This is a genomic window from Streptomyces sp. HUAS MG56 (assembly GCF_058673395.1).
The window spans coordinates 7,715,768-7,739,769 of the sequence record NZ_CM178722.1 but is presented as its reverse complement, the minus strand read 5'-3'; the positions used below and the strand labels follow the sequence as shown (position 1 = coordinate 7,739,769).

At 74.3% G+C, this 24,002-nt stretch carries 17 protein-coding genes; 5 read left to right on the top strand and 12 right to left on the bottom strand.

What is annotated here, in order from left to right:
* Positions 1–10 precede the first annotated feature (10 nt).
* Positions 11–2,965, top strand: coding sequence for a helix-turn-helix transcriptional regulator (locus AC4OXY_RS36195; protein ID WP_491991719.1), 2,955 nt, complete (start codon positions 11–13; stop codon positions 2,963–2,965).
* Between the two features lie 201 nt (positions 2,966–3,166).
* Entirely contained in the window at positions 3,167–3,958 is a 792-nt protein-coding gene (locus AC4OXY_RS36190) for a S1 family peptidase (RefSeq protein ID WP_356035269.1), read from the top strand.
* 192 nt (positions 3,959–4,150) lie between these two features.
* Here AC4OXY_RS36190 and AC4OXY_RS36185 read toward each other — a convergent pair whose 3' ends face one another.
* From AC4OXY_RS36185 to AC4OXY_RS36160, 6 genes are all read right to left on the bottom strand, one after another.
* Positions 4,151–5,506 (bottom strand): extracellular solute-binding protein, encoded by a 1,356-nt coding sequence (locus AC4OXY_RS36185; RefSeq protein ID WP_491991718.1) that lies wholly within the window; start codon positions 5,504–5,506, stop codon positions 4,151–4,153.
* Complete coding sequence (locus AC4OXY_RS36180) at positions 5,503–6,468, bottom strand: GlnX family signal transduction membrane protein (protein WP_491991717.1); 966 nt, start codon at positions 6,466–6,468, stop codon at positions 5,503–5,505. The genes AC4OXY_RS36185 and AC4OXY_RS36180 overlap by 4 nt, the downstream gene beginning before the upstream one ends.
* Positions 6,465–7,994, bottom strand: coding sequence for a VWA domain-containing protein (locus tag AC4OXY_RS36175; protein WP_362821212.1), 1,530 nt, complete (start codon positions 7,992–7,994; stop codon positions 6,465–6,467). The genes AC4OXY_RS36180 and AC4OXY_RS36175 overlap by 4 nt, the downstream gene beginning before the upstream one ends.
* A 20-nt stretch (positions 7,995–8,014) precedes the next feature.
* Positions 8,015–10,345, bottom strand: coding sequence for a tetratricopeptide repeat protein (locus AC4OXY_RS36170; RefSeq protein ID WP_491991716.1), 2,331 nt, complete (start codon positions 10,343–10,345; stop codon positions 8,015–8,017).
* Positions 10,342–12,390, bottom strand: a complete 2,049-nt coding sequence (locus AC4OXY_RS36165) for a S1 family peptidase (RefSeq protein ID WP_491991715.1) — start codon at positions 12,388–12,390, stop codon at positions 10,342–10,344. Before AC4OXY_RS36165 ends, AC4OXY_RS36170 begins: the two co-directional genes overlap by 4 nt.
* A gap of 92 nt (positions 12,391–12,482) precedes the next feature.
* On the bottom strand, positions 12,483–13,124 hold the full coding sequence (locus tag AC4OXY_RS36160; protein ID WP_356035285.1) for a phosphoribosyltransferase: 642 nt from the start codon (positions 13,122–13,124) through the stop codon (positions 12,483–12,485).
* 158 nt (positions 13,125–13,282) lie between these two features.
* Here AC4OXY_RS36160 and AC4OXY_RS36155 point away from each other — a divergent pair, with 158 nt between their 5' ends.
* Both AC4OXY_RS36155 and AC4OXY_RS36150 read left to right on the top strand, forming a co-directional pair.
* Positions 13,283–14,050: a polysaccharide deacetylase family protein gene (locus AC4OXY_RS36155; protein WP_356035341.1), complete on the top strand. Its 768-nt coding sequence runs from the start codon at positions 13,283–13,285 to the stop codon at positions 14,048–14,050.
* 30 nt (positions 14,051–14,080) lie between these two features.
* Positions 14,081–14,521, top strand: a complete 441-nt coding sequence (locus tag AC4OXY_RS36150; RefSeq protein ID WP_356035288.1) for an SRPBCC family protein — start codon at positions 14,081–14,083, stop codon at positions 14,519–14,521.
* A 35-nt stretch (positions 14,522–14,556) separates the two neighbouring features.
* On the opposite strand, the gene AC4OXY_RS36145 is transcribed toward AC4OXY_RS36150, so the two are convergent.
* From AC4OXY_RS36145 to AC4OXY_RS36120, 6 genes are all read right to left on the bottom strand, one after another.
* A complete protein-coding gene (locus AC4OXY_RS36145) occupies positions 14,557–15,201 on the bottom strand; it encodes a LysE family translocator (RefSeq protein ID WP_376286458.1) in 645 nt (214 codons plus the stop codon).
* Positions 15,202–15,257: 56 nt separating this feature from the next.
* Positions 15,258–16,409: an XdhC family protein gene (locus tag AC4OXY_RS36140; protein ID WP_356035293.1), complete on the bottom strand. Its 1,152-nt coding sequence runs from the start codon at positions 16,407–16,409 to the stop codon at positions 15,258–15,260.
* A 45-nt stretch (positions 16,410–16,454) separates the two neighbouring features.
* Entirely contained in the window at positions 16,455–17,912 is a 1,458-nt protein-coding gene (locus AC4OXY_RS36135; RefSeq protein WP_356035296.1) for an NCS2 family permease, read from the bottom strand.
* Between the two features lie 154 nt (positions 17,913–18,066).
* Positions 18,067–20,448: a xanthine dehydrogenase family protein molybdopterin-binding subunit gene (locus tag AC4OXY_RS36130; RefSeq protein ID WP_491991714.1), complete on the bottom strand. Its 2,382-nt coding sequence runs from the start codon at positions 20,446–20,448 to the stop codon at positions 18,067–18,069.
* A 5-nt stretch (positions 20,449–20,453) separates the two neighbouring features.
* On the bottom strand, positions 20,454–21,029 hold the full coding sequence (locus AC4OXY_RS36125) for a (2Fe-2S)-binding protein (protein WP_356035302.1): 576 nt from the start codon (positions 21,027–21,029) through the stop codon (positions 20,454–20,456).
* Complete coding sequence (locus AC4OXY_RS36120; protein WP_356035305.1) at positions 21,029–21,922, bottom strand: FAD binding domain-containing protein; 894 nt, start codon at positions 21,920–21,922, stop codon at positions 21,029–21,031. Before AC4OXY_RS36120 ends, AC4OXY_RS36125 begins: the two co-directional genes overlap by 1 nt.
* Positions 21,923–22,266: 344 nt before the next feature.
* Between AC4OXY_RS36120 and AC4OXY_RS36115 the strand changes: the two genes are divergently transcribed.
* Entirely contained in the window at positions 22,267–23,940 is a 1,674-nt protein-coding gene (locus tag AC4OXY_RS36115) for a PucR family transcriptional regulator (RefSeq protein WP_356035307.1), read from the top strand.
* Positions 23,941–24,002 lie beyond the last annotated feature (62 nt).

Sequence of the window (24,002 nt, the reverse complement as noted above, 5' to 3'; positions counted from 1 at the left end):
GAGGGGAGCGGTGACCGTGCGACGGGACTTCCAGGAGCCTGCCAAGTGCCGTCCCGACCTGGTCATCGGCCGCGAGGAGCTGTTCACCGGCGCCCGGGACCAGCTCGCCTCGGGCGGCAGTGTGCTGCTCCACGGTCCCGCGGGAATAGGGAAATCGACCGTCCTGCGGGCATTGGTCGAGGAATACGGCGCCACCGCGCACACGGTCCTGCGCTGCTCGGCCACCGAGTCCGAATCCCATCTTCCCTTCCTGGCCCTGGCCGACCTCCTCGGGCTGGTCCTCGACGACGTCTCGCCGCGGCTGCCGGCCGCCCAGCGCACCGCCCTGGAGTCGGCCCTCACCGGCCGCGGCGAGTCCAGCCTCCAGCGCGACGGCCTCGCCCTGCGCCTCGCCGTGCTCTCCGCGCTGCGCGCGCTCGCCGCACGCGGCGGGGTCCTCGTGGTCGCCGACGACCTGCAGTGGCTGGATCCGGCCAGCGCCGAACTGCTCGGCTTCGCCGCGCGGCGCCTGGAGGGCACCCCGGTCCAACTCCTGTGCGCGGTACGCACCGAGGGCACCGGGAGCCAGGAGTACGACCGGCATCTGCGGGCCTGCCCGCCGGACACCCTCGCCGTCCGGCTGGGCGCGCTGACCCGCGCCCAGGTCGCCCAGCTGCTCGACCACCGGGGCCACGGCCACCTGCCCCGCTCCACCGTCCGCGAGATCCACCGCACCTCCGGCGGCAACCCGCTGTTCGCCCTGGAGCTCGGCCGCGCCCTCGCCGAGAGCCCCACCCCGCCCCGGCCGGGCGAGCCGCTGCCGGTGCCGACCAGCCTGCGCGCCCTGGTCCTCAGCCGCCTGGACATGCTCTCCGTGGAGGCCCGGCGCACCCTGCTGGTGGCCAGCGCCGGTGCGAGACCCACCCCGGCCCTGCTGCACGCGGCGGGCCGGCCCCACGCCGAGGCCGAATGCGCCCAGGCCGCCGAGCTGGGGCTGCTGGCCACCGAACCCGACGCCCCCGCCGTACGGTTCGCGCACCCGCTGATCTCCGCCGCGCTGTACGCCGAGGCGCCCGCCCCCGAGCGGCGCGCGGCGCACGCGGCGCTGTCCACGGCCGCCTCCGACCCGATCGAGCGGGCCCGGCACCTGGCGCTGGCCACCGTGGGCGCCGACCCGGAGGTGGCCGCCCGGCTCGCCGAGGCCGCCGCCCTCGCCCGGGACCGGGGCGCCCCCTCGGTCGCGGCTCAGCTGGGACTGCTCGCCGCCCGGCACACCCCGGCGGACGGCGCGCCGCGCCAGGAGGAGCGCCGGCTCCAGGCCGCCGAGGACGCCATCACCGCGGGCGAGATCGACCTGGCCCGGGACATCGCCCGCGAGGTGCTCGCCCGGGCGGCCGTGCCCGCCGACCGGGTGCGGGCCTGGATGATCGTCATCGACAGCGCCGGGCACACCATGGCCGAGGTGGACGCCGTCTTCCCGCAGGCCCTCGCCGACGCCGGCGACGACCCCCGGCTGCTGGCCCTGGTCCACTACCAGCTGGCCTGGCGGGCGCTGATCGTGGCGGGCGACTTCACCGAGGCCCGCGAGGCCGCCGCGCACGCCGCCGAGCTGGCCGCGCGCGGCCGGGAACGGCGCACCGAACTGCTCGCGCTCGCCTTCCAGGCGCAGACCGAGACCCTGATGGGCCATCCGGAGGCCCCCCGCACCATCCAGCGGGCCCTGAAGGAGCCGCAGGACCCCCGGGTGACCTGGCACCACAACGGGGCGCTCAGCGCCCGGTTCCGCTGGCTGGTCATGGGCGACCAGCTGGTGGAGGCGCGAGCGACGGTCACCGCGCTGCTGCGCGAGGTGCGCCGGCGCGGCTCGGTGGAGAGCGAGGTGCACTTCCTGCGCGGCCTCGCCGAGACCGAGCTGCGCGCCGGGCACTGCGGGCGCGCCCTGGAGCTGGCCCGCGACAGCCTGCGCCTGGCCCGGGACTCCGGGATCGGCGAGACCGCCTCGGCGATGCTGACCTCGCTCGCGGAGGCCTCCGGCGGCGACGTGGACCGGGCGCTCGCGCTCGCCCGGGAGGCGGTGCAGCACGCGGAGGAGGACGGCGACCAGATGTATCTCTCCCGGGCGCTGGGCGCCCTCGGGTACGCCCAGTTGGTGGCCGGGGACCCGGCCGGCACGGTGCGCTCGCTGCGCCGAGTGCGCCGGCTGGAGCTGGGGCTCGGCATCACCGACCCGGCGCGCGGCCGCTGGCAGGGCGACCTCGCCGAGGCACTGGTCCGAACCGGTGAGCCGGCGGAGGCGCAGGACGTCATCGACGTGAGCCGCGAGCACGCCCTCAGGCTCGGCCGGGAGAGCGTCCTCGCCGTCCTGGACCGCTCCGAGGCGCTGGTGCGGGCCGCCCGGGGCGACCTGGAGGCGGCGACGGCCCAGCTGACGTCCGCTCAGGACCGGCTCGGCAAGCTCGGCTACGGACTGGAGGAGGCGCGGGCCGCGTTCGCCCTGGCCCGGCTGCGGCCGCGGCGCCCCGCGGGCGGCGCGGGCGCCACAGGAGGCTCAGGAGGCACGGCGCGGGGAGCGGGCGGGGCGGGCGGCCCGGCGGGGACGCGGAGCACGGGCGGCCCAGGGGGCGCCGGCGGCGCGGAGGGGGCCGCGGCGCGGCGCCAGCCGGCGGGCTTCGACGAGGCCACCCGGATGTTCCGCCGCTGCCGGGCGCTGCCCTGGCTGCGTCAGGTGGACGAGGCCATGACCGCCCCCGAGCCGGAACCGGTGCCGGCCGCGGCGGACGCCCTGGACGCGCTCGGCGTGCTGGCCGCGATGGAGCGTCAGGTCGCCGCGCTGGTCATGGAGGGCGCCACCAACCGGGAGATCGCCGCCCGGCTGTTCATCAGCGTCAAGACGGTGGAGGCGACCCTGACCCGGGTCTACCGCAAACTGGGGATCCGATCGCGGGTCGACATCGTCCGATTGGCGGCGGCTCACCGCGCGAAGTGACGACGTGGCCGGTTAACTGATGCCGACCGAGGGTTTTCCCTCACCCCACCCGCTAGGGGGTTCCCTCATTGGGAGCCGACGGATCCGGGTCCTAGCGTAAAGGGCGTGCCGCTCGCCCGGGCACACGGGGTCCGGTCCCGCGAACCCCGTACACCCCGCCCGTGCGACCCCCCACCGGTGCAACCCCCACTGAGGAGACTCATGTTCGGGCTCAGACGTGCCAGAAAGACCGCCGCGATCACGGTGGCCTGTGCCGCCGCCGCGGCGACCACGCTGCTCGCCTCCCCCACGGCGAGCGCGGCCCCGCAGCCCATCGTCGGCGGTACGACCACCACGACGGCGGCGTACCCGTTCGTCATGCAGATCACGGACGCCTCCGGCAACCAGTTCTGCGGCGGCACCCTGGTGGCCGCCAACAAGGTCGTCACGGCCGCGCACTGCATGGCCGGCGAGTCGGCGAGCAGCGTCCGGGTGGTCGGCGGCCGGACCTTCCTGAACGGCACCGACGGCACGGTCAGCAACGTCAGCAAGATCTGGACCAACCCGAACTACACGGACGCCACGCAGGGCAACGACGTGTCCGTGCTGACCCTGTCGACGTCGATGCCGTACACCGCGGCGAAGTACGTGTCCGCCTCGGACACCGGGGTGTACGGGGCCGGTGCCTCGGCCCGCATCCTCGGCTGGGGCACCACCTCGGAGAACGGCAGCTCCTCCAACCAGCTGCGGACCGCGACCGTCCCGCTCGTGGCCGACTCCAGCTGCAAGAGCTCCTACGGTTCGGACTTCGTCCAGTCCGACATGGTTTGCGCCGGATACGCGTCCGGCGGCACAGACACCTGCCAGGGCGACAGCGGCGGTCCCCTGCTCATCGGGGGCGTCCTGGCAGGGATCACTTCCTGGGGAGAGGGGTGCGCGGAGGCCGGCTACCCGGGTGTCTACACCCGGCTGGCCACCTTCTCGGACCTCGTGACCGCGCAGGTCACCTCGTGACCGGGAAACCGGGCACCTGAGCCTCCCTCAGGTCGATGCCAGGGGGACGTTGCGAGCCACCACGAGCGGCCCGCAACGTCCCCCTCTCCACTGCCGTACGGCGTTGAGCCGCCGGGGGGCTGCTCAGCGCCGTACGACGGCCGTAAACCGAATCCCGGACACATCCCTCGATCGAGTGGTCGCGGCCCGTCTTCAGGGCGTCTCCCGGCCGACAGGTGCACCGGCGTGGTCGCACACCGACTGGAGCCAGGTCAGGCCGTGGGTCAGGCGCAGGGAGTCCAGGTCCTTCAGCAGGGTGCCGAGGTGGCCGGGGTGGGCGAGGTACTCGATCGTCGCCTCGGCGAAGGCGTCGCGCACCGAGGGCGGCATCGCGTCGGAGGCGTCGAAGCAGTGCACCGCACGGTCGTCGAGGAGGGTCGCGGCCAGGGTCCGGTGCCAGTCGGCGCCCCGGGCGGCGGGGGCGGGCTGGGCGTCGGGGCTGACCGAGAAGCCCGACTCCCGGGCGTTCCAGGCGCGTTGGGCGTCGGCCGAGGCGAGGTAGCCGATCAGGGTGCGGGCCGGTGAGGTGTCGTGCAGCAGGGCGACCAGGTCGCCGGAGACCTCCCAGGCGTCCTCGGCCCGCGCCCCGGGGATCAGCCGGGCGGAGGGCTCGTACCGCCCGTCGGCCCGGTTCCAGAAGTCCTGGTTGCGGATGAAGGACGCCTGGTGCTCCAGCGTGCAGCCGCGCGGGGTGCGGGTGACCGGCCCGGCCGCGTCCTGGTACGGCGTCTTCAGCGCCCGGCGCACCAGGGCCGGGTCCCCGCCCGCGCCGACGAGGCGGCCCCAGGCCGTCCAGGCCCCCTGCACCTGCGCGGACCGCCAGGGCAGTTCACCGCGCGCCCAGCGCTGGTAGGCGTCCGGGCCGTACTGCTGGAGCAGGATGTCCTCGATCCAGTCGGTGCCGGGCCAGCCGCTGGTCGCCCCGGAGCCCATGCCGAGGCACCACTGCCCGGGCTGCCGCGCGGCCGCGGCGCGTTGCTGCGCGCTCAGGCCGCCCGGATACCAGACGATGCTCTTCAGGTCGGCCTTGAGCGGGAACCAGTAGACGTGCCCGTCCAGCGGCGTGGTCCAGGACGCGCCGAAGCCGGACCGGGGCAGCAGGCCGTCGAGCGGCTTCAGCTGTCCCTGCCGGGCGTAGTCGGCCAGTTCGCCGGGCCCGGTCAGCACCACCACGTCGGGCGGGGTGCCGGCCTCGACGTCGGCGCCGAGCACCTGGCTCTCGGCGGAGCTGCCCTGGTAGTCGACGTGGATGTGGTGCGTGCGCGCGAACGGGTCGAGGACCGTCTCGCGGAAGTTGCGCTCGTCCGTGCCGGTCCAGTTCGCCAGCAGGGTGACGGTCGGCTCCTGCCCGAGGGCGCGGATGCCGGCGACGAGGCCCGCCGCCAGCAGGACGAGGCAGCCCGCCAGCACGGTGAGGGTGCGCACCCGTCGGCGGCGCGGGGCGGCGCCGGGAGCGCCGGCGGGCGCGGGGGCGGTGGCCGGCGTGGGGCCGGTGTGCGGGGCGCTCACCGGGGCCTGAACCGGTAGTCGTCGATGTGCCGCCGCAGTCCCGTCTCGGCGAGGGCCATGAGCAGGATGCCTCCGATCAGGATCCACACCGCCGCCGACGCGCGGAAGCCGGTGTGGGCGAGGTACGAGGCGGTGTGCCGCCCCGCGTCGGTGATGAGCGGTCCGGACAGCGGGCGGTCGAGCAGGGCGCGGGTGTGCGCCATGCCCCGGTGTGTCCACGCGGTGAACAGCAGCGCGGTGACCACCCAGGCCACGAGCAGGCCGCCCGCCGCGAGGAGCCCGCGGTTGAACCGGCGGCGGAAGCGGCGGCGCAGGAACAGCTGGGTCTCCAGCAGGGCCGCGGCGAGCACGAGGGTCAGCAGCAGGGTCATGGTCCAGCCGCACCACAGCAGCGGCCCGAAGCCGGTCTGGCGGTGCACCGTGGCACGCAGCTGGGCGCGCAGCGCCGTCAGCCGGGCCTGGATGCCGGAGCCCTCGTCCGTCAGGACGCTGGTGGCGTAGCTCAGGTAGGCCTCGCGCAACACGCTGTCGGCGGGCTGGAGTTGGGCCTGCTGGACCTTGACTGCGTACACGGTGATCAGCCCGGCGACGGTCTGCAGGGCCTGCCGGCCCGCCGGCCCGCCGACGTCGTCCCCGGCGGCGGCCGCGAGACTCTGCGCGGCGACCGAGATCTGCTTCTGGAAGTCGCTGGTCGGCGCCGCCGCACCGGCGTCCCGCTGGGCCTGGTCGAGCGCGTACAGGGCCGTGTCGAGGGACAGCACGGCCGGCGCACTGGCGGTACGCAGGGGATCCGCGTTCCCGTGCACCCCTTCGTACGACAGGAACAGACACAGCGTCAGCAGTCCCGACAGGGCCAGCAGCAGACGATGGCGTACGGCGAGGTCGTGCGCCGTGGCGCTGCCGGCCGCACCGGGGCGGCCGGTGTCGTGCGGGGGCGTGAGGGGCACGGACGCCGGGGTCATGAGGGGGATCCCCGCAGGGGCCGGCCGCAGTCGCCTCCGCAGTAGGCGGAGTCGGCCGGGCCGAGCCACCCGCACTCCGGGCACTCGACGAGGCCCCCGGGCCCGGGGCCGCCCTCCGGCGCGAGGCCGGCGCCGGGCGGCGGGCCGGGGGCGTGCGGCTCGGGCGGGGTCGTCAGCGCACTGGAGAGGATCAGGTGCTGCCAGTCCACGTCCTTCAGGCCGCTGCGGACCCGGCCCGTGCCCGGCCCGGCCCCGCCCTCTCCCCTCTCCTCGATGCGCCGCAGCGCGCCCACCAGCTGGGCGTCGTCCAGCTCGCCGGCCACCGCCAGCACCCGCGCCAGCGCACGGTCCGCCGCCGCCCGGCCCTCGCTGCCGCGCAGCCACGCTCGGTAGGCCTCGGCGACGGCGCCCTCCACCTGCCGGTACAGCTCACGCCGGCGCACCCCGGGATGCTGCCGGGAGGCGTCGAGCGGGTTGTCGGTCCAGCGCACCAGGACGGGCCTCGGCGGGGGCAGCCGCAGCGGGCGCCCGGCCTCGGGCACGACGACCTCCACGGCGGCGAGCTGGAGGTCCTCGCCGGTCTCGCGGCCGGTCGGGTCGGCGCTCAGGACGGCCTGGAAGTGCCGTACTTCGTCGCCCCAGGCCCGGGTGACGTACTCGGTGCCGCGGCCGCCGGAGCCGGCGGCCGGGACGGCGGTCAGCTCCTGCTCGTTCGGCACCACCTGGGTGACCCTGCGGATCACCGTGCCGGGGGTGGGGGTCAGTCTGATGCGCAGTTCGGGTACCGCCGTGCCGAGCAGGTCCCGCATCAACTCCTCGTAGGCCGCGGTCAGTTCGGACGCGTCGCGGACCGCTCCGGCCCGGCCGTGCAGCCGCCGGGTGATGCGCAGCAGCAGCTCGGCGTCCCAGTCGTCGCCGATGCCCCAGGCGTCGCAGACGAACCGGCCCTCGCACGCGTCCAGCGCGGTCTGCAGGGTCATGGCGGCCCGGTGGTCGTGCTCGTTGCGCCCGTCGGTCAGCAGCAGGACGTGCTTGACCGGGGCGCTCTGCCGCGTCAGCAGCCGGCGGGCGAGGTCGAGCCAGGTGCCGATGGCGGTGCCGCCGTCCGCGTCCAGGATCCGTACGGCCCGCTCGGCGGCGTCGCGTTCGGCGGGCCCGGCGACCGCCATCGGCGGGCCGCCGGGCCCGGGATGGACCACCCCGGCCCGGAACCGCCCGGAGAGCACGGCGAAGGGCGTGCCGTCGGGCAGCAGCCGGACCGCGGCGACGGTGGCGTCCTTCGCGGCGTGCAGCTTGGCGGCCGGGTGGAGCATGGAGCGGGAGGTGTCGACGATCAGCACCTCGGCGAGCGCGGGCCCCGCCCCGGGGCCGGCGGCGAGCCCCGCCGCGCCGTGGCTGCTGACGCCGATCTCCAGGATCGCGTGCATCTCCCGGCCGGCAGAGCTCCCGGCCGTGGGCGGGGCGGCGGGCAGTTCCTTCTGCTGGCCGACCGCGAGCGTCACCTCGATCGGTCCGGGCACGGTCATCGTCGTCCCCCACGTGGTGGTCAGAAGGTGGTCGTCGGGCGGACCGCGTGGGCCAGGTCGAGGAGCCGGCCGTGCTGCGCGGCGGTACGGGCCTGCGCGGCCAGCTGCCGGAAGGAGTGCTCCAGCAGGGCGCGCAGGCCGTCCTCGTCGCCGGGCCCGAGGACGTCCCCGGCGCACGTCTCGCCCCAGCCCGGCTCCGGCCGGCCGTACAGGGCGTGCTCGCGGACCTCGGCGGCCAGCCGGGCCCGGGACTCGCCGTCGGCGGCGCCGCCGTCCAGGCGCAGCTCGGGCAGCCGCCGGGCGGCGTCGGCCAGGTCGGCCGGTGAGGGCGGGCCGACGCGCAGGAGCCCGGCGCGGACGCGTACCGCCGCGATCCGGGCGGTGTCGTGGTGGCGGGAGGTGGCCGGGACGTCGTCGAGGACGTGGACGGCCGCGTCCCGGTCGCCGCGGGACAGATGGCAGCGGGCCAGCCCGAACGCGGCGGCGGTGTGCGCGAAGTCCCGTTTCCACACGGCCTCGTAGAACAGCATGGCGCGGGCGAGGCACTGCCGGCGGACCCGCACGGCCTCGTCATCGGCCCCTGGCTCCGCCCCTTCGGGTGCTCCGGCTTCCGCTTCCGGTACGGCTGCCGCGTGCTCCGAGCAGTAGCCGAGGGCCAGTTTGGGGACGTACTCGCCGGGCAGTGCGCCGTACACGGTGTCGAAGTGGTTCCCGGCCTCGGCGACTTCGCCCCGGCTGAGACGCAGGACGCCGCGGTGCCAGGCGATGCGCCAGTCGTGGGCGGCGGCGCGCTCGCCGAGCTGGGTCTCGGCCTCGGCGAGCCAGCTCTCGGCCTGCCGCTGCTCGCCGCGTCTGAGGTAGGCGCGGCACAGCCACAGCGCGGTCTCGGGGGTGCCGAGCCGGGCTTCGCGGGACCAGGCCAGGGCGACCTCGTCGGGGGCGTCGGGCGAGAACGTGTCCAGCAGCAGGGCGGCGCCGTCGTCGGGGTCGGGCACCGGCTCCGGGAGGGCGCCGGCGACCTCGGCGGCGCAGGGCGGGGCGACGCCCAGTGGTCCGGGCCGTGCGCCGGGGCGTGCGGTCCAGTGGTCCAGGGCCGGGATCGCGCCGAGCCCCGCGTCGAGGCTGGCGCCGGCGGCGCGGAACCGGGTGGAGCTCTCCGGCAGCTGCTCGCCGAACTGGAGCGAGCGGAACTCCCGCAGCACCTCCCACAGTTGGCGGGACATCTCGGCGGCCGAGCGGAAGCGGGCGGCGGGTTCGGGGTGGGTGGCGCGGTCGACGATCCGGCGGAAGGAGGCGGAGGCGAGCCCGCGGGCCGGTTCGGCGGCGCGGTGCAGGGCCTGGAGGGTCATGCCGACGGTGTAGAGGTCGCTGTCGACGTGCCAGCCGCGCCGGTCGATCTCCTCCTTGGGCGGGGCGAAGCCGGCCGTGTGGACGTAGGCGGAGGTGCGGTCGCCGATCGCGCGGACCGCGCCGAGGTCGATGACCTTGACCGCCCGGCCGAAGTGGATGACGTTGGCCGGCTTCATGTCGCAGTACAGCAGCCCGCGTTCGTGCATGTACTGGAGGGCGCCGAGGATCTTGCAGCCGTAGGTGAGGACGTGGTCGAGGCGGGGGCGGCCGTGGAAGATCCGCTCGGCGTCGTCGGCGTCGAAGAGCTGCTGGAGGGAGCGGCCGCCGATGTAGTCCATGACCAGGTAGCCGGTGGGCGGGCGGCCGGGGGCGCGGTGGTCGGCGTAGGTGATGATGCGGACGATGTCGGGGTGGTGCAGGGCGGTCAGCGAGCGGCGCTCCTCGACGGCGCCCAGGCGGGCGAGGGTGTCGTGGACGTCGATCCGGCCCTTGAGGACGACCCGGTGGCCGTCGGCGCGGGTGTCCTCGGCGAGATGGATCCAGCCGAGGCCGCCGCGGGCGAGACAGCCGAGGACCCGGTAGTGACCGGCGACCACGTCGCCCTTGTCCAGCTGGGGCAGGAAGGAGTACGGCGTGCCGCAGCGGGGGCAGCGGCCGGTGGCGCGGGCGGGCTGGCCGCCGTAGCCGAGGCCGACGGTCATGGTGCAGCCGTTCGCTCCGCAGCGGCGGCCGCCGGTGGGCGGGCGGGGGTCGGCCACGAGCACGTCGTCCGGTACGGGGACCTCCGGCAGGACGACCAGGCCGTGCGGGTCGAGTTCCCCGACCCCGGCGACCGCGTGCACGGCGGGCGGACCGGCGCTCTCCTCGGCGGCGGACGGCACCGGTCGCACGGCCCGCGCGGGCGGCTCGCCGGGCGCCTCGACGTGCCGGTGCCCGCAGGTGTCGCAGTAGCCGGTCCCCATGATGTGCCCCGCACAGCCGGGCCGGACGCATGAGATCACGACGTGCTCTCCTCTCCGGAGCGGGGGACACGGAGCGCCGGCCCCGGAATCCCGGGGTCGCCGTCGCCCCGCGCGGCGGCCGGGGGCCCACCCCCGGGAACCCCGGTGGTCGGGCGGCCGGGCACCGGCCCCGGGTCGCCGGGCGGGCCGGCCGGGTTCCCGTGTGCCGTCACCGTGCCTCCGGCACCGGCACGGGCACCGCCCGAACTGCCGTGCGCGGCATCCTGGTCGTCCGGTCCCGGGCGGCCCGGTCTCGCGCCCCGGTCCTGGGGGTGGGAGCCGTCCGGTGGCGGGGGCGGGGTGTCCCCCGGCCTCGCCGGGCTCCCCGACGCGGGCGGTGAGCAGAACGTGATGAACCGTTCGACGGCCGCCTCGGCGCACTCGATGTCGCACGGTGTGTGCCGCAGCACGGAGAGCGCGTCCTCGTAGCGCAGGTACGCCTCCATGACCGGGTCGCCGGACTCGGCCCGCGCACCGACCGCCCCCGAGGTACCGGCCGTCTCCGCCGCCGTCGCGGCGCGCCGGCGGCACAGGGGCCACTCGGCGCTGACCCGGCCGAGGAGTTCCTCGCGGCGGTGGAGGCGGGTGTCGAGGTGGCCGATGGCCTGTTCCAGACGTCGGCGGCGGCGCTCGGCGGCGTCCTCGAACGCGAACAGCTGCCCGGCGCGGCCGGGTTCGCGCTCGCTCTGCGGGGTGTGGGCGACCCACGCGCGCAGCATCCGGGTGCGCCGCAGGCCGCCCTCGGCCTGCTCGACCAGCCGCCGGGCGCCGGGGCCGGGCAGCACCCGGTCCCGGAGCCCGTCCAGGGCCGGGCCCAACTCCTCGACGATCCTGTCGAGTTCGCCGTGCAGCCGGACCCAGCGGTCGCGCAGCGGGCGGTTCACGAGCAGCTCGGTGGCGTGTTCGGCGTGCTTCCCCTCGCGGCGGAAGACCAGCAGCAGCCGGGCCCCCTGGCGGGCGAGCCGGTCCAACAGGCCGAGCAGGGCGGCGGGTTCGGCGGCCCGGTCGACGCCGACCAGGACCGCGGCGAGCGGGACGTGCAGCCCGCCGAGCCGTTCGGGCCGGGGGTCGTCGCGGATGCCGAGCCGGGCGGCGACGCGGTCCATGACCTCGGCGGCCGTGAGCCCGCCCGCGTCCAGGGCGAGATCGTGGGCGCCGGCCGGCGGCACGGTCTCGGGCGGGTCCTGGCTGAAGACGCTGGTGTTCCGGTCGGTGCGCAGCTCCCGGTCGGCGAGCGTGACGGCCCGGCCCAGGGTCCAGTCGCGGTCGCCGCGCTCGGGGACGACGGTGACCAGCACCGGCCAGCCCTCGCCGCGGAACCAGGAGGCGAGTTCGGTGGCGAACGGCACGTCGAGCGCGCCGGGCGTGTCCTGGGCGCCGGTGCGCAGCCGGGGGTCGACGGCCTCGGCGCCGTCGGTCCAGGCGGCGACCTGCGGCAGATGGCTGAGGATGGTCTCGGTGGGGCTCATGTAGCTGAAGGCGGAGGGGGTTCCCTCGTCCACGCTGAGGACGATGCCGATGACCCGGCCGGTCGCGTGGTCGACCACCGGGCCGCCGCTGAAGCCGGGTGCGGCCAGCTCGCCGGGGGTCCGCGGGCGCAGTTGCACCTGGCTGTCGCGGCCCCGGGCGGCTTCCAGCGTGGCGCCGTGCCAGCGGCCGCCGTCGTCGCCGTCCGGGAAGCCGTACATGCTCACCTCCCCGTACGGCACGGCGAGCCGGTGGAGCCGGGTGGTGTGGCCGTCGGGCAGGCGTCGGTCCAGGCGGAGCAGGGCGAGGTCGCCGCTGCGATCGCCGAGGCCGTCCTCGCGCTGCGGCACGTGCTCGTCCTCGCGGACGGTGGCGGGTACGGCGTCCAGGCCGGGCACCGCGACCAGGCGGACGGCGTAGCGGCGGCCGGGCGCGACGACGTGCGCGGCGGTGAGCACGCGGTCCGGGGCGAGCAGCACCCCCGCACCGAGCACCTGTCCGTCCGGCGCCTCGATGCGGGCGATCCAGGACGGCATCCGTAACCGCGTCGTGACGGCTCGCTCCCCCGTGCGCGTCATGGCCTCCAAGTTACTCCGCGTACCGATCCACTCCTACTGGTGTGCACGGGGACGTTGCCGAGAGGCGGGGACCGGGACGAGCGAGGGGCTGTTCAGTGCGCGTGCAGCGCGGCCAGCACCTGCGCGTCGGTGAGCTGCTCGAAGTCCTCGTACCACTGCCCCACCGCGGCGAAGCCGGCCGGCCGGTGCGGGCAGACGACCGTGTCGGCCTCGCCGGTGAGCGACTGGACCGAGTCGGGGGCGCCGACGGGTACGGCGAGGACGAGGTGGGCGGGCCCGCGGCGGCGGACGTGGCGCAGGGCCGCGCGGGCGGTGGCGCCGGTGGCCAGCCCGTCGTCGACCACGATCACCGTGCGTCCGGCCGGGTCGGGGGGCGGGCGGCCCGCGCGGTAGCGCTCCTCGCGGCGGCGCAGTTCCCGCCGCTCGCGTTCGACCGCCGGGGCCATGTACTCCTCGGTCAGACCGAGCATGTCGAGGGTGGCGGCGTCGAAGAGCGGCGGGTCGTCCGCGGCGAGCGCGCCGACGGCGAACTCCTGGTGGTGCGGCGCGCCGATCTTGCGGACGACGAGCACGTCCAGCGGGGCGCCGAGGGCGCGGGCGACCGGCTCGGCGACGGCGATGCCGCCCCGGGGCAGCGCGAGCACGAGGGGGTCGGCGAGGGACTCCCGCGCGCACAGGTCCACCAGCAGTCCGGCCAGTTCCCGCCCGGCCTCGGCACGGTCCCGGAAGCGCATGACTGGTCCTCCTCCGCGCAGCCCCCTACCCCTCCATGGTGCTACGACCGTGCGGACCGAGGCGCCTCGGTAAAGATTTGGTTATACACCACATGTATAGTCCTGGCATGCCTCTTTGGACCGACACGATCCCGACGACGAAGCGTGCCTCCCGGAAGATGCGCGCGAGCACCCGAAGGTTGCGCCCCGCCGCGCTCGCCTCGGCGGCCGCCGCCCTGGCCCTCACGCTGTCCGGCTGCGCCCAGGTCGACGCGATCTCGCCGAGCACCGCGCGGGCCGCCGCGGCGAAGGGGGCACCGGCGAAGCTCGGGACCGTCGACTGCCGCGAGGCCAAGTGCATCGCGCTCACCTTCGACGCGGGCCCCAGCGAGAACTCGGCGCGGCTGCTCGACATCCTCAAGGAGAAGAAGGTCCCGGCCACGTTCTTCCTGCTCGGCAAGAACCACATCGAGAAGTACCCGCAGCTGGTCAGGCGGATGGCGGCCGAGGGTCACGAGGTGGCGAGCCACACCTGGGACCACAGGATCCTCACCGAGATCTCCGACGCGCAGATACGGGACGAACTGAAGCGCCCGAACGACGCGATCGAGCGGCTCATCGGGCGCCGGCCCACACTGATGCGCCCGCCGCAGGGCCGTACCGACTCCGACGTGCACAAGATCACGAAGGAGATGGGCATGGCGGAGGTGCTGTGGAGCGTGACCGCCAAGGACTACATGACCAACGACTCGGCGCTCATCACGAAGCGCGTCCTCGAACAGTCGTCGCGGGACGGGATCATCCTGCTGCACGACATCTACCCCGGCACCGTGCCCGCCGTGCCCGGCGTCGTCGACGCCCTGAAGGAGCGCGGCTACGTCTTCGTGACGGTGCCCCAGCTGCTGGCGCCCGGCAGGGCGGAGCCGGGCGAGGTCTACCGCCCCTGACGTCCGTCACGGGCCCTCTACGATCCTGCCGTGCCGATCTTTTCCTTCACCCGCACGGCCCCGCTCCCCCTCGACGAGGCGTGGCGCCGGCTCACCGAGTGGCCCCGCCACGCCGACGCGGTCCCGCTGACCCGGATCAGCGTGCTCACACCCCCGCCGACCGGGACGGGCACGCGTTTCGTCGCCCGCTCCGGCCTCGGTCCGCTGGCCGTCGACGACGTCATGGAGGTCACCGTCTGGCGCCCGCCCGCCGGCGACCGCCCCGGTCTGTGCCGCCTGGAGAAGCGGGGGCGGGTGGTGCTGGGCTGGGCGGAGATCGAGGTCGCGCCGGGGCCGGGGGGTCGCAGCAGGGTGGTGTGGCGGGAGGAGCTGCGGGTGCGGTTCGCCCCGCGGCTCCTCGACGGCGTACTGGAACGCGCGGCGACCGTGGTGTTCGGGCGAGCGGTCAACGGGTTGCTCCGACGGCCGTGAGCGGCGCGCGGTGTGCCCTCGCGCGTCCGGGGAACTCAGTCCTTCCGCCCCGTCACCGCCACCGTCACCCCGAGCCCGATCATGGTCAGTCCGCCGATCCCGCCGACGGCGGACAGCCGTCGCGGCGAGCGCGCGAACCACTCCCGCGCGCCGGAGGCGACCAGCCCCCACACGCTGTCCGAGGCCAGCGCGATGACGTTGAAGACCAGTCCGAGCAGCAGCATCTGCCCGGTGACGTGCCCCTGACGGGGATCCACGAACTGCGGCAGCACCGCGGCGAAGAACACCATCGTCTTCGGGTTGGCCACGCCGACGGCGAAGCCCTCCCCCAGGGTCCGCAGGGACCCGTGCCCGGTGCCGCCGCCCGGCTGCGCGAACGCGGCCCGCAGCGAACCCCGTCGGCGCCACGCCGTGACGCCGAGGTACACGAGATACGCGGCGCCCGCGAGCTTCAGGCCGGTGAAGACGAGCACCGAGCGCTCCACGACCGAGCCGACGCCGAGTGCGACGGCCGCGACGAGCGCGTACGCGCCGAGGGTGTTGCCGGCGACGGTGGTCAGCGCGGCCCGGCGGCCGTGCGCGAGGGCGCGGCCGACCACGAACAGCACGCTGGGGCCGGGCACCACGATGAGCAGGAGGGACAGCGCCGCGAAGGCGGCCAGCCGGTCGGTGGGCACCATGGCCCCATGCAAGCCGGGCCCGGCACCGCCCCGCAAACCCTTTTGGCGCCGGCCGCTCAGGCCACCGAGCCGATCCGCACCGCCGGCCGGGACACCGGGTCGTGGTGGATCGGGGTGTGTGCGCCGGTCAGTGCGACCCCGCTGCCGCCGCGCCGGCAGGCGACGATCTCCGCGCCGATGGACAGGGCCGTCTCCTCGGGCGTACGGGCACCGAGGTCGAGGCCGATGGGCGAGCGCAGCCGGGCGAGTTCGAGTTCGGTGACGCCGACGTCGCGCAGCCGCTGGTTGCGGTCGAGGTGGGTGCGGCGCGAGCCCATCGCGCCGACGTAGGCGACCGGGAGCCGCAGGGCGAGCCGCAGCAGCGGCACGTCGAACTTGGCGTCGTGGGTGAGGACGCACAGCACCGTGCGGGCGTCGGTGTCGGTGCGCTCCAGGTACCGGTGCGGCCACTCGACGACGATCTCGTCGGCCTCCGGGAAGCGGGTGCGGGTCGCGAACACCGGGCGGGCGTCGCACACGGTGACGTGGTAGCCGAGGAACTTGCCGACGCGCACCAGCGCGGAGGCGAAGTCGATGGCACCGAAGACGATCATGCGGGGGGCGGGGACGGACGACTCCACCAGGACCGTGAGCGGGGCGCCGCAGCGCGAGCCCTGTTCACCGATCTCCAGGGTGCCGGTGCGGCCCGCGTCCAGGAAGGCGACGGCCTCGGCGGCAACGGTGCGGTCCAGTTCGGGGTGGGCACCGAAGCCGCCGTCGTACGAGCCGTCGGGGCGGACGAGGAGGGCCCGGCCCCGCAGCTCGGCCGGGCCGTCCACGATCCGCGCGACCGCCGCCGCCTCCCCACGGGCGGCGGCGGCCAGCGCGGCTGCGAGCACCGGCCGGGCGGGACCGTCCGCCCGGACCGGTGTGACGAGGATGTCGATGATTCCGCCGCAGGTCAGGCCGACGGCGAAGGCGTCCTCGTCGCTGTAGCCGAAGCGTTCGAGCACGGTCTCGCCGTCCTGGAGCGCCTGCCGGCACAGCTCGTACACGGCGCCCTCCACACACCCGCCGGAGACCGAGCCGATCGCGGTGCCGTCGGCGTCCACCGCGAGGGCGGCACCGGGCTGGCGCGGGGCGCTGCCGCCGACGGCCACGACGGTGGCGACGGCGAAGTCACGGCCCTGCTCGACCCACCGGTTCAGCTCCTCGGCGATGTCCAGCATCTCTCGATCTCCTCACGGGGTTGGTTTCCCCGGGCGTCGGCCCGGCTAGTGGACGCCGAGCCAGGCCTCGACGGGATGAAGGGCGAAGTAGATCAGGAAGACGACCGTCAGACCCCACATGAATGCGCCGATCTCGCGGGCCTTGCCCTGGGCGGCCTTGATGGCGGTGTAGGAGATGACGCCCGCGGCGACACCGGTGGTGATGGTGTACGTGAACGGCATCAGGACGACGGTCAGGAAGACCGGGATCGCGGTGGCGCGGTCGGCCCAGTCCACGTGCCGGGCGTTCATCAGCATCATGGCGCCGATGACGACCAGGGCCGCGGAGGCGACCTCCTGCGGGACGATCGCGGTGACCGGGGTGAAGAAGAGGCAGGCCGCGAAGAACAGACCGGTGACGACGGAGGCGAGGCCCGTGCGGGCACCCTCGCCGACGCCGGTCGCGGACTCGATGAAGACCGTCTGGCCCGAGCCGCCCGCCACGCCGCCGATCGCACCGCCCATGCCGTCGATGAACAGCGCCTTGGACAGGCCGGGCATCCGGCCCTTGTCGTCGGCCAGCTCGGCCTCGGTGCCGACGCCGATGATGGTGGCCATCGCGTCGAAGAAGCCGGCGAGCACGAGGGTGAAGACGATCATGGCGATCGTCATCGCGCCGACCTTGCCCCAGCCGCCGAACTCGACGTGCCCGAGGAGCGAGAAGTCGGGCATCGACACGGCGCTGCCGTGCAGTTCGGGGGCGCCGTTGGCCCACTGCTTGGGGTCGATGACGCCGAGGCCGTTGAGGACCGAGGCGACGATCGTGCCGGAGACGATGCCGATGAGGATGGCGCCGGGGACGTTGCGGGCCTGGAGCATGAAGATCAGCAGCAGGGTGCCGGCGAAGAGCAGCACCGGCCAGCCGGTGAGCTGGCCCGCCGGGCCGAGGCTGAGCGGGGTCTCCGCGCCCTTGTGCACGAAGCCGGACTTGTAGAGTCCGATGAGCGCGATGAACAGGCCGATGCCCATGGTGATGCCGTGCTTGAGCGCGAGCGGGATCGCGTTCATGATCATCTCGCGCAGGCCGGTGACGACCAGCAGCATGATGACCACGCCGTACATCACGCACATGCCCATGGCCTGCGGCCAGGTCATGTTGGGGGCGACCTGCGAGGACAGCACGCCCGAGACGGACAGGCCGGCGGCGAGCGCGAGCGGCACCTTGCCGACGAAGCCCATCAATAGCGTGGTGAACGCGGCGGCCAGCGCGGTCGCGGTGATCAGCGCCTTCTGGCCGAGCGTGTCGCCGTGGACGTCCTTGCCGGACAGGATGAGCGGGTTGAGCAGGAGGATGTAGGCCATCGCCATGAAGGTGGTGATGCCGCCGCGCACCTCACGCGCGACCGAGGATCCTCTTATGGAGATGTGGAAGTACCGGTCGAGCCAGGACCGTCCGGCCGGGACGCGGCTGCCGTCACCGGCGTCGTCGGCTGCGGTCCTGGGCTCCACTGACTGCTGGGTCATGGGCCAACTCCCAAGGTTCACAGGGGCACCCGTGCCATTCCTTGTCGGCACGAGATTTGGGATTGGACGACCCGGGGGACGGCCCGAGACGAACAGTGGGGGGGCCGGGGGGACGAAGTCCCCCCGGGGGAAAACCGGTTGGAACCCCGAAGGGTCAGGTCCCCGTGAGGTGCTCGGGCCGTACCGGAGTGCGGTTGAGCTCCAGCCCGGTCGCGTTCCGGATCGCCGCGAGGACGGCCGGGGTGGACGACAGGGTGGGGGCCTCGCCGATGCCGCGCAGCCCGTACGGGGCGTGGTCGTCGGCGAGTTCGAGGACGTCGACCGGGATGGTCGGCGTGTCGAGGATGGTCGGGATCAGGTAGTCGGTGAAGGAGGGGTTCCTGACCTTCGCCGTCTTCGGGTCGACGATGATCTCCTCCATCACCGCGACGCCCAGGCCCTGGGTCGTGCCGCCCTGGATCTGGCCGACGACGGAGAGCGGGTTGAGCGCCTTGCCGACGTCCTGGGCGCAGGCCAGTTCGATGACCTTGACCAGGCCGAGTTCGGTGTCGACCTCGACGACGGCGCGGTGCGCGGCGAAGGAGTACTGGACATGGCCGTTGCCCTGCCCGGTGTGCAGGTCGAAGGCCTCGGTCGGCCGGTGCCGCCACTCCGCCTCGATCTCGACGCTCTCGCCCTCCAGGACGGCGGCCAGGTCGCCGAGGACCTCGCCGCCGTCGGTGACGACCTTGCCGCCCTCCAGCAGGAGTTCGGCGGTCGCCCAGGCCGGGTGGTAGCTGCCGAACTTGCGGCGGCCGAGCTCCAGGACCTTCTCGCGGACGAGTTCGCAGGTGTGCTTCACGGCGCCGCCGGTGACGTACGTCTGCCGGGAGGCCGAGGTCGAACCCGCCGAGCCCACCTGGGTGTCGGCCGGGTGGATGGTCACCTGGGTGACGCCGAGCTCGGTGCGGGCGATCTGCGCGTGGACGGTGACACCGCCCTGGCCGACCTCCGCCATCGCGGTGTGCACGGTGGCGACCGGCTCGCCGCCGATGACCTCCATGCGGACCTTGGCGGTGGAGTAGTCGTCGAAGCCCTCGGAGAAGCCGACGTTCTTGATGCCGACCGCGTAGCCGACACCGCGTACGACGCCCTCGCCGTGCGTGGTGTTGGACAGACCGCCGGGCAGCTGCCGTACGTCGGCGCCCTCGCTGGACTCCCACTGGCGCTCGGGCGGCAGCGGCATCGCCTTGATGCGGCGCAGCAGTTCGGCGACGGGGGCCGGGGAGTCGACCGGCTGCCCGGTCGGCATGATGGTCCCCTGCTCCATGGCGTTGAGCTGCCGGAACTCCACCGGGTCCATGCCGAGCCGCTTCGCCAGCTTGTCCATCTGGGCCTCGTAGGCGAAGCACGCCTGGACCGCGCCGAAGCCGCGCATGGCGCCGCAGGGCGGGTTGTTGGTGTAGAGGGCGATGGCCTCGATGTCGACGTCGTCGATGACGTACGGGCCGACGGAGAGCGAGGAGGCGTTGCCGACGACCGCCGGGGAGGCGGAGGCGTAGGCGCCGCCGTCCAGGACGATCCGGCACTTCATGTGCGTCAGCTTGCCGTCGCGCGTGGCCCCGTGCTCGTAGTACAGCTTGGCCGGGTGGCGGTGGACGTGTCCGAAGAAGGACTCGAACCGGTTATAGACGATCTTGACGGGCTTGCCGGTGCGCAGGGCGAGCAGGCAGGCGTGGATCTGCATCGACAGGTCCTCGCGGCCGCCGAACGCGCCGCCGACGCCGGCCAGCGTCATCCGCACCTTGTCCTCGGGCAGGCCGAGGACGGGCGCGATCTGGCGCAGGTCGGAGTGGAGCCACTGGGTGGCGATGTAGAGGTGGACGCCGCCGTCCTCCTCGGGCACGGCGAGGCCGGACTCGGGGCCGAGGAAGGCCTGGTCCTGCATGCCGAAGGTGTACTCGCCCTTCACGATCACATCGGCGCGCTTCGCGGCCTCGTCCGCGTCGCCGCGGACGATCGGCTGGCGGTGCACGATGTTGGGGTGCGGGACGTGGCCCGAGTGGTGGTCGTCGCGGCCCTCGTGGACGAGGATCGCGTCCGGCGCGGTCGCGGAGGCCTCGTCGGTGATGACCGGGAGTTCCCGGTAGTCGACCTTGATCTTGGCGGCGGCGCGGCGGGCCGTCTCCGGGTGGTCGGCGGCGACGATCGCGACCGGCTCGCCGTGGTGGCGCACCTTGCCGTGCGCGAGGACCGGGGTGTCCTGGATCTCCAGGCCGTAGTTCTTCACCTCGGTGGGCAGGTCGTCGTACGTCATGATCGCGTACACACCCGGCATGGCGAGGGCCTCGGAGGTGTCGATCGAGACGATCTCGGCGTGCGCGACGGTGGAGCGCAGGATCTGGCCCCACAGCATGTCCTCGTGCCACATGTCGGACGAGTACGCGAACTCGCCGGTGACCTTGAGGGTGCCGTCCGGGCGGAGCGTGGACTCGCCGATGCCGCCCTTGGTCTGCGAGCCCTGCGTGATCTTCGTAGGAGCGCCGTTGGTCGGCATGTCTGTCAGACCCCCTCGGACTGGCGGGCGGCCGCGAGGCGGACCGCGTCCATGATCTTCTCGTAGCCCGTGCAGCGGCACAGGTTGCCCGACAGCGCCTCGCGGATGTCCGCGTCGCTCGGGTTCGGGTTGCGCTCCAGGAGTTCGTCGGAGGCGACGAGCAGACCCGGGGTGCAGAAGCCGCACTGGACGGCGCCGGCGTCGATGAACGCCTGCTGGACGGGGCTGAGTTCGGTGCCCTCGCCGGTCTGCGAGTCGGAGGCGGGCTTGGCCGTCCACTGCTGGGCGTCCTGCAGCGTCGTACCGCAGGCACCCGTGCCGCAGGACCGCTCCTTGGCGAAGTCCGCGAGGCCCTCGACGGTCACGACGTCACGCCCCTCGACCTGGCCGGCCGCGACCAGGCAGGAACAGACCGGCACGCCGTCCAGGCGCACGGTGCAGGAGCCGCACTCGCCCTGCTCGCAGGCGTTCTTCGAGCCGGGCAGGCCGAGGCGCTCGCGCAGGACGTACAGCAGGGACTCGCCCTCCCAGACGTCGTCGGCCTCCTGCGGACGTCCGTTGACGGTGAAGTTGACGCGCATTACGCAGCTCCCTCAGATGCGCGGCGGGCGCCGCGGTACGACTCCCAGGTCCAGGTCAGCGTCCGGCGGGCCATGACACCGACCGCGTGGCGGCGGTAGCTCGCGGTGCCCCGGACGTCGTCGATCGGGTTGCAGGCGCCGGAGCACAGGTCCGCGAACTGCTTGGCGACCGACGGGGTGATGATCTTGCCGTTGTCCCAGAAGCCGCCTTCCTCCAGCGCGGCGTTCAGGAACTCCTCGGCGGCCTTGGCCCGCACGGGGGTGGGCGCGGCCGAGCCGATGCCGGTGCGCACGGTGCGCGTCTCGGGGTGCAGCGCGAGACCGAAGGCGCACACGGCGATGACCATGGCGTTGCGGGTGCCGACCTTGGAGTACTGCTGGGGTCCGTCGGCCTTCTTGACGTGCACGGCGCGGATCAGCTCGTCGGGCTGGAGCGCGTTGCGCTTGACGCCCGTGTAGAACTCGTCGATCGGGATGAGTCGGGTGCCGCGGGCCGCGGACTCCGCCTCGACCTCGGCGCCGGCGGCGAGGAGGGCGGGGTGGGCGTCACCGGCGGGCGAGGCCGTGCCGAGGTTGCCGCCGACGCCGCCGCGGTTGCGGATCTGCGGGGAGGCGACCGTGTGCGAGGCGAGCGCCAGGCCCGGCAGCTCGGCACGGAGATTCTCCATGATCTTCGTGTACGGGACGGAGGCACCCAGCCGTACGCTCTCCTCGCCGATCTCCCACTCGGTGAGCTCACCGATGCGGTTGAGGTCCAGCAGGTACTCGGGCCGGCGGTGGTCGAAGTTGATCTCGACCATCACATCGGTGCCACCCGCAATCGGCACAGCGGTGGGGTGCTCGGCCTTCGCGGCGAGCGCCTCCTCCCAGCTGGCGGGGCGAAGGAAGTCCATGACCGGCTCTCTTCTTCGTCTCGTGAGTCGTGCAGATTGAGCCAATCCGTGTGCGGCGGGCGCGGCTCGTTCATGTCCTGTTAACGCGGAGTGGACTCAGTACACCGCCCCGTACTCCGGCGGGGTCAGTCACCGAAACCATGAAGGAGTTGGCTGGCCACCACGGGCATCTTGTAGATTCGTATGAACGGAGGTCATCGGTAACCTCTCCGATTTCCTGGGGAAACGCAGGAAACACTGCGGAGACTCCGGACTGCGCCCTGTACGGCTCCGTGCCGGGCCCTTCCCGCGTCACCCTCCAAGATCCATCGTAGGTTTCGAGACACAAGAACGGCGGCGACGAGATGCGGCTGCGCGCACTTCTGGACACCGATGTGCTGGGGCTGCGGCTGCTCGGCGGCGAGGAGGAGCTGGACCGCTCGGTGCGCGGGGTCATGACGACCGACCTGCGCGACCCGAGCCGGTACCTCTCCGGCGGCGAGCTGGTGCTGACGGGTCTCGCCTGGCGTCGGGACGCCGACGACTCCGAACCGTTCGTCCGCATCCTGGTGCAGGCCGGGGTGGCGGCCCTCGCGGCCGGTGAGGCGGAGCTGGGCGACGTGCCGGAGGACCTGGTGCTGGCCTGCGCCCGGCACCGGCTGCCGCTGTTCGCGGTGCACGAGTCGGTGGCCTTCGCGACGATCACCGAGCACGTCGTACGGCAGGTCTCCAGCGAGCGCGCCGGGGACCTGGCGGCCGTGGTGGACCGGCACCGGCGGATGATGACCTCGGGCCCGGCGGGCGGCGGCCCGGACGTCGTCCTGGACCTGCTCGGCACCGACCTGGACCTGCGCGCCTGGGTGCTCTCCCCCACCGGCCGGCTGATCGCCGGCTCCAAGGAGGCGGGCCCCGGCCTGCCCGCCGAGACCTGCGCGAAGCTCGCCGCCGAGCACCTGGCCGCCACCCGCACCGGGCGGCGCGGCCCGCACCGGGTCCTGCTGGGCGGCGCCACGTACTCCCTCTTCCCGATCCGCTCCACCGGCCGCGCCCCGCAGGCCGCCCGCGACGTGCGCGAGACGGTCCTGTCGGACTGGCTGCTGGCCGTCGAGGCGGACGCGGGCGACTGGCCCGAGGAGCGCATGGACCTGCTCCAGGGCGTGACCCAGCTGATCGCGGTCGAGCGGGACCGCCGGGACGCGGCGCGCACGGTGCGGCGCCGGCTCGCCCAGGAGGTCCTGGAACTGGTCCAGACGGGCGCCGCGCCCGCCGAGATCGCGGCCCGGCTGCGCGTGGCCGCCCCGGTGCTGCTGCCCGGGCTCGGCACGGCCCCGCACTGGCAGGTCGTGGTGGCCCGCGTGGAGTGGGACGGCGAGCAGGTCGAGGGCGGCCCGGTCGCCCAGTCGCTGCTGGAGGAGGTGCTGGTCGACCCGCAGGCCACGGGCCCGGAGCCGTCGGACCGGATCGCGGTCGCGCACACCGGCGACGAGGCGATCGCCCTGGTCCCCCTCCCGGCGGTCTCCACCGAGCACGACGGCTCCGAGACCGGGCTGCTCGCCGACGCCCTGCTGAAGGCCGTGCGCGAGCCGCTGTCGGCGGGCCTGGACGACGACGGGCGGCTCACCCTCGGCGTCAGCGCGGCCGTGCACTCGGCGGAGGGCCTGCGCGGCGCCCTGGAGGAGGCCCGGCACGCCCGCCGGGTGGCCGCCGCCCGCCCGGGCCGGGTCTGCGCGGCCGGCCACCAGGAGCTGGCCTCGCACGTCCTGCTGCTGCCGTTCGTCCCGGACGACGTCCGCCGCGCCTTCACGGCCCGGCTGCTGGACCCGCTGACCGACTACGACCGTCGCCACCGGGCCGAGCTGATCCCGACCCTGGAGGCGTTCCTCGACTGCGACGGCTCCTGGACCCGCTGCGCCACCCGGCTCCACCTGCATGTCAACACGCTGCGCTACCGGGTCGGCCGGATCGAGCAGTTGACGGGACGGGACCTCTCGCGCCTGGAGGACAAGCTGGACTTCTTCCTGGCCCTGCGGATGAGCTGAGGTCAGCGGGGGCGCGTGGGGGCAGGACGCGCAAAAGCGGTCACGCCAACACCCCACTACTT

Bases quoted from the DNA above. Each gene is read 5' to 3' on its own strand.
- AC4OXY_RS36190 (WP_356035269.1), top strand. From the start codon at position 3,167: ATGTTCGGGCTCAGACGTGCCAGAAAGACCGCCGCGATCACGGTGGCC.
- AC4OXY_RS36180 (WP_491991717.1), bottom strand. From the start codon at position 6,468: ATGACCCCGGCGTCCGTGCCCCTCACGCCCCCGCACGACACCGGCCGC.
- AC4OXY_RS36175 (WP_362821212.1), bottom strand. From the start codon at position 7,994: ATGACCGTGCCCGGACCGATCGAGGTGACGCTCGCGGTCGGCCAGCAG.
- AC4OXY_RS36165 (WP_491991715.1), bottom strand. From the start codon at position 12,390: ATGACGCGCACGGGGGAGCGAGCCGTCACGACGCGGTTACGGATGCCG.
- AC4OXY_RS36160 (WP_356035285.1), bottom strand. From the start codon at position 13,124: ATGCGCTTCCGGGACCGTGCCGAGGCCGGGCGGGAACTGGCCGGACTG.
- AC4OXY_RS36155 (WP_356035341.1), top strand. From the start codon at position 13,283: ATGCGCGCGAGCACCCGAAGGTTGCGCCCCGCCGCGCTCGCCTCGGCG.
- AC4OXY_RS36145 (WP_376286458.1), bottom strand. From the start codon at position 15,201: ATGGTGCCCACCGACCGGCTGGCCGCCTTCGCGGCGCTGTCCCTCCTG.
- AC4OXY_RS36140 (WP_356035293.1), bottom strand. From the start codon at position 16,409: ATGCTGGACATCGCCGAGGAGCTGAACCGGTGGGTCGAGCAGGGCCGT.
- AC4OXY_RS36135 (WP_356035296.1), bottom strand. From the start codon at position 17,912: ATGACCCAGCAGTCAGTGGAGCCCAGGACCGCAGCCGACGACGCCGGT.
- AC4OXY_RS36130 (WP_491991714.1), bottom strand. From the start codon at position 20,448: ATGCCGACCAACGGCGCTCCTACGAAGATCACGCAGGGCTCGCAGACC.
- AC4OXY_RS36125 (WP_356035302.1), bottom strand. From the start codon at position 21,029: ATGCGCGTCAACTTCACCGTCAACGGACGTCCGCAGGAGGCCGACGAC.
- AC4OXY_RS36120 (WP_356035305.1), bottom strand. From the start codon at position 21,922: ATGGACTTCCTTCGCCCCGCCAGCTGGGAGGAGGCGCTCGCCGCGAAG.
- AC4OXY_RS36115 (WP_356035307.1), top strand. From the start codon at position 22,267: ATGCGGCTGCGCGCACTTCTGGACACCGATGTGCTGGGGCTGCGGCTG.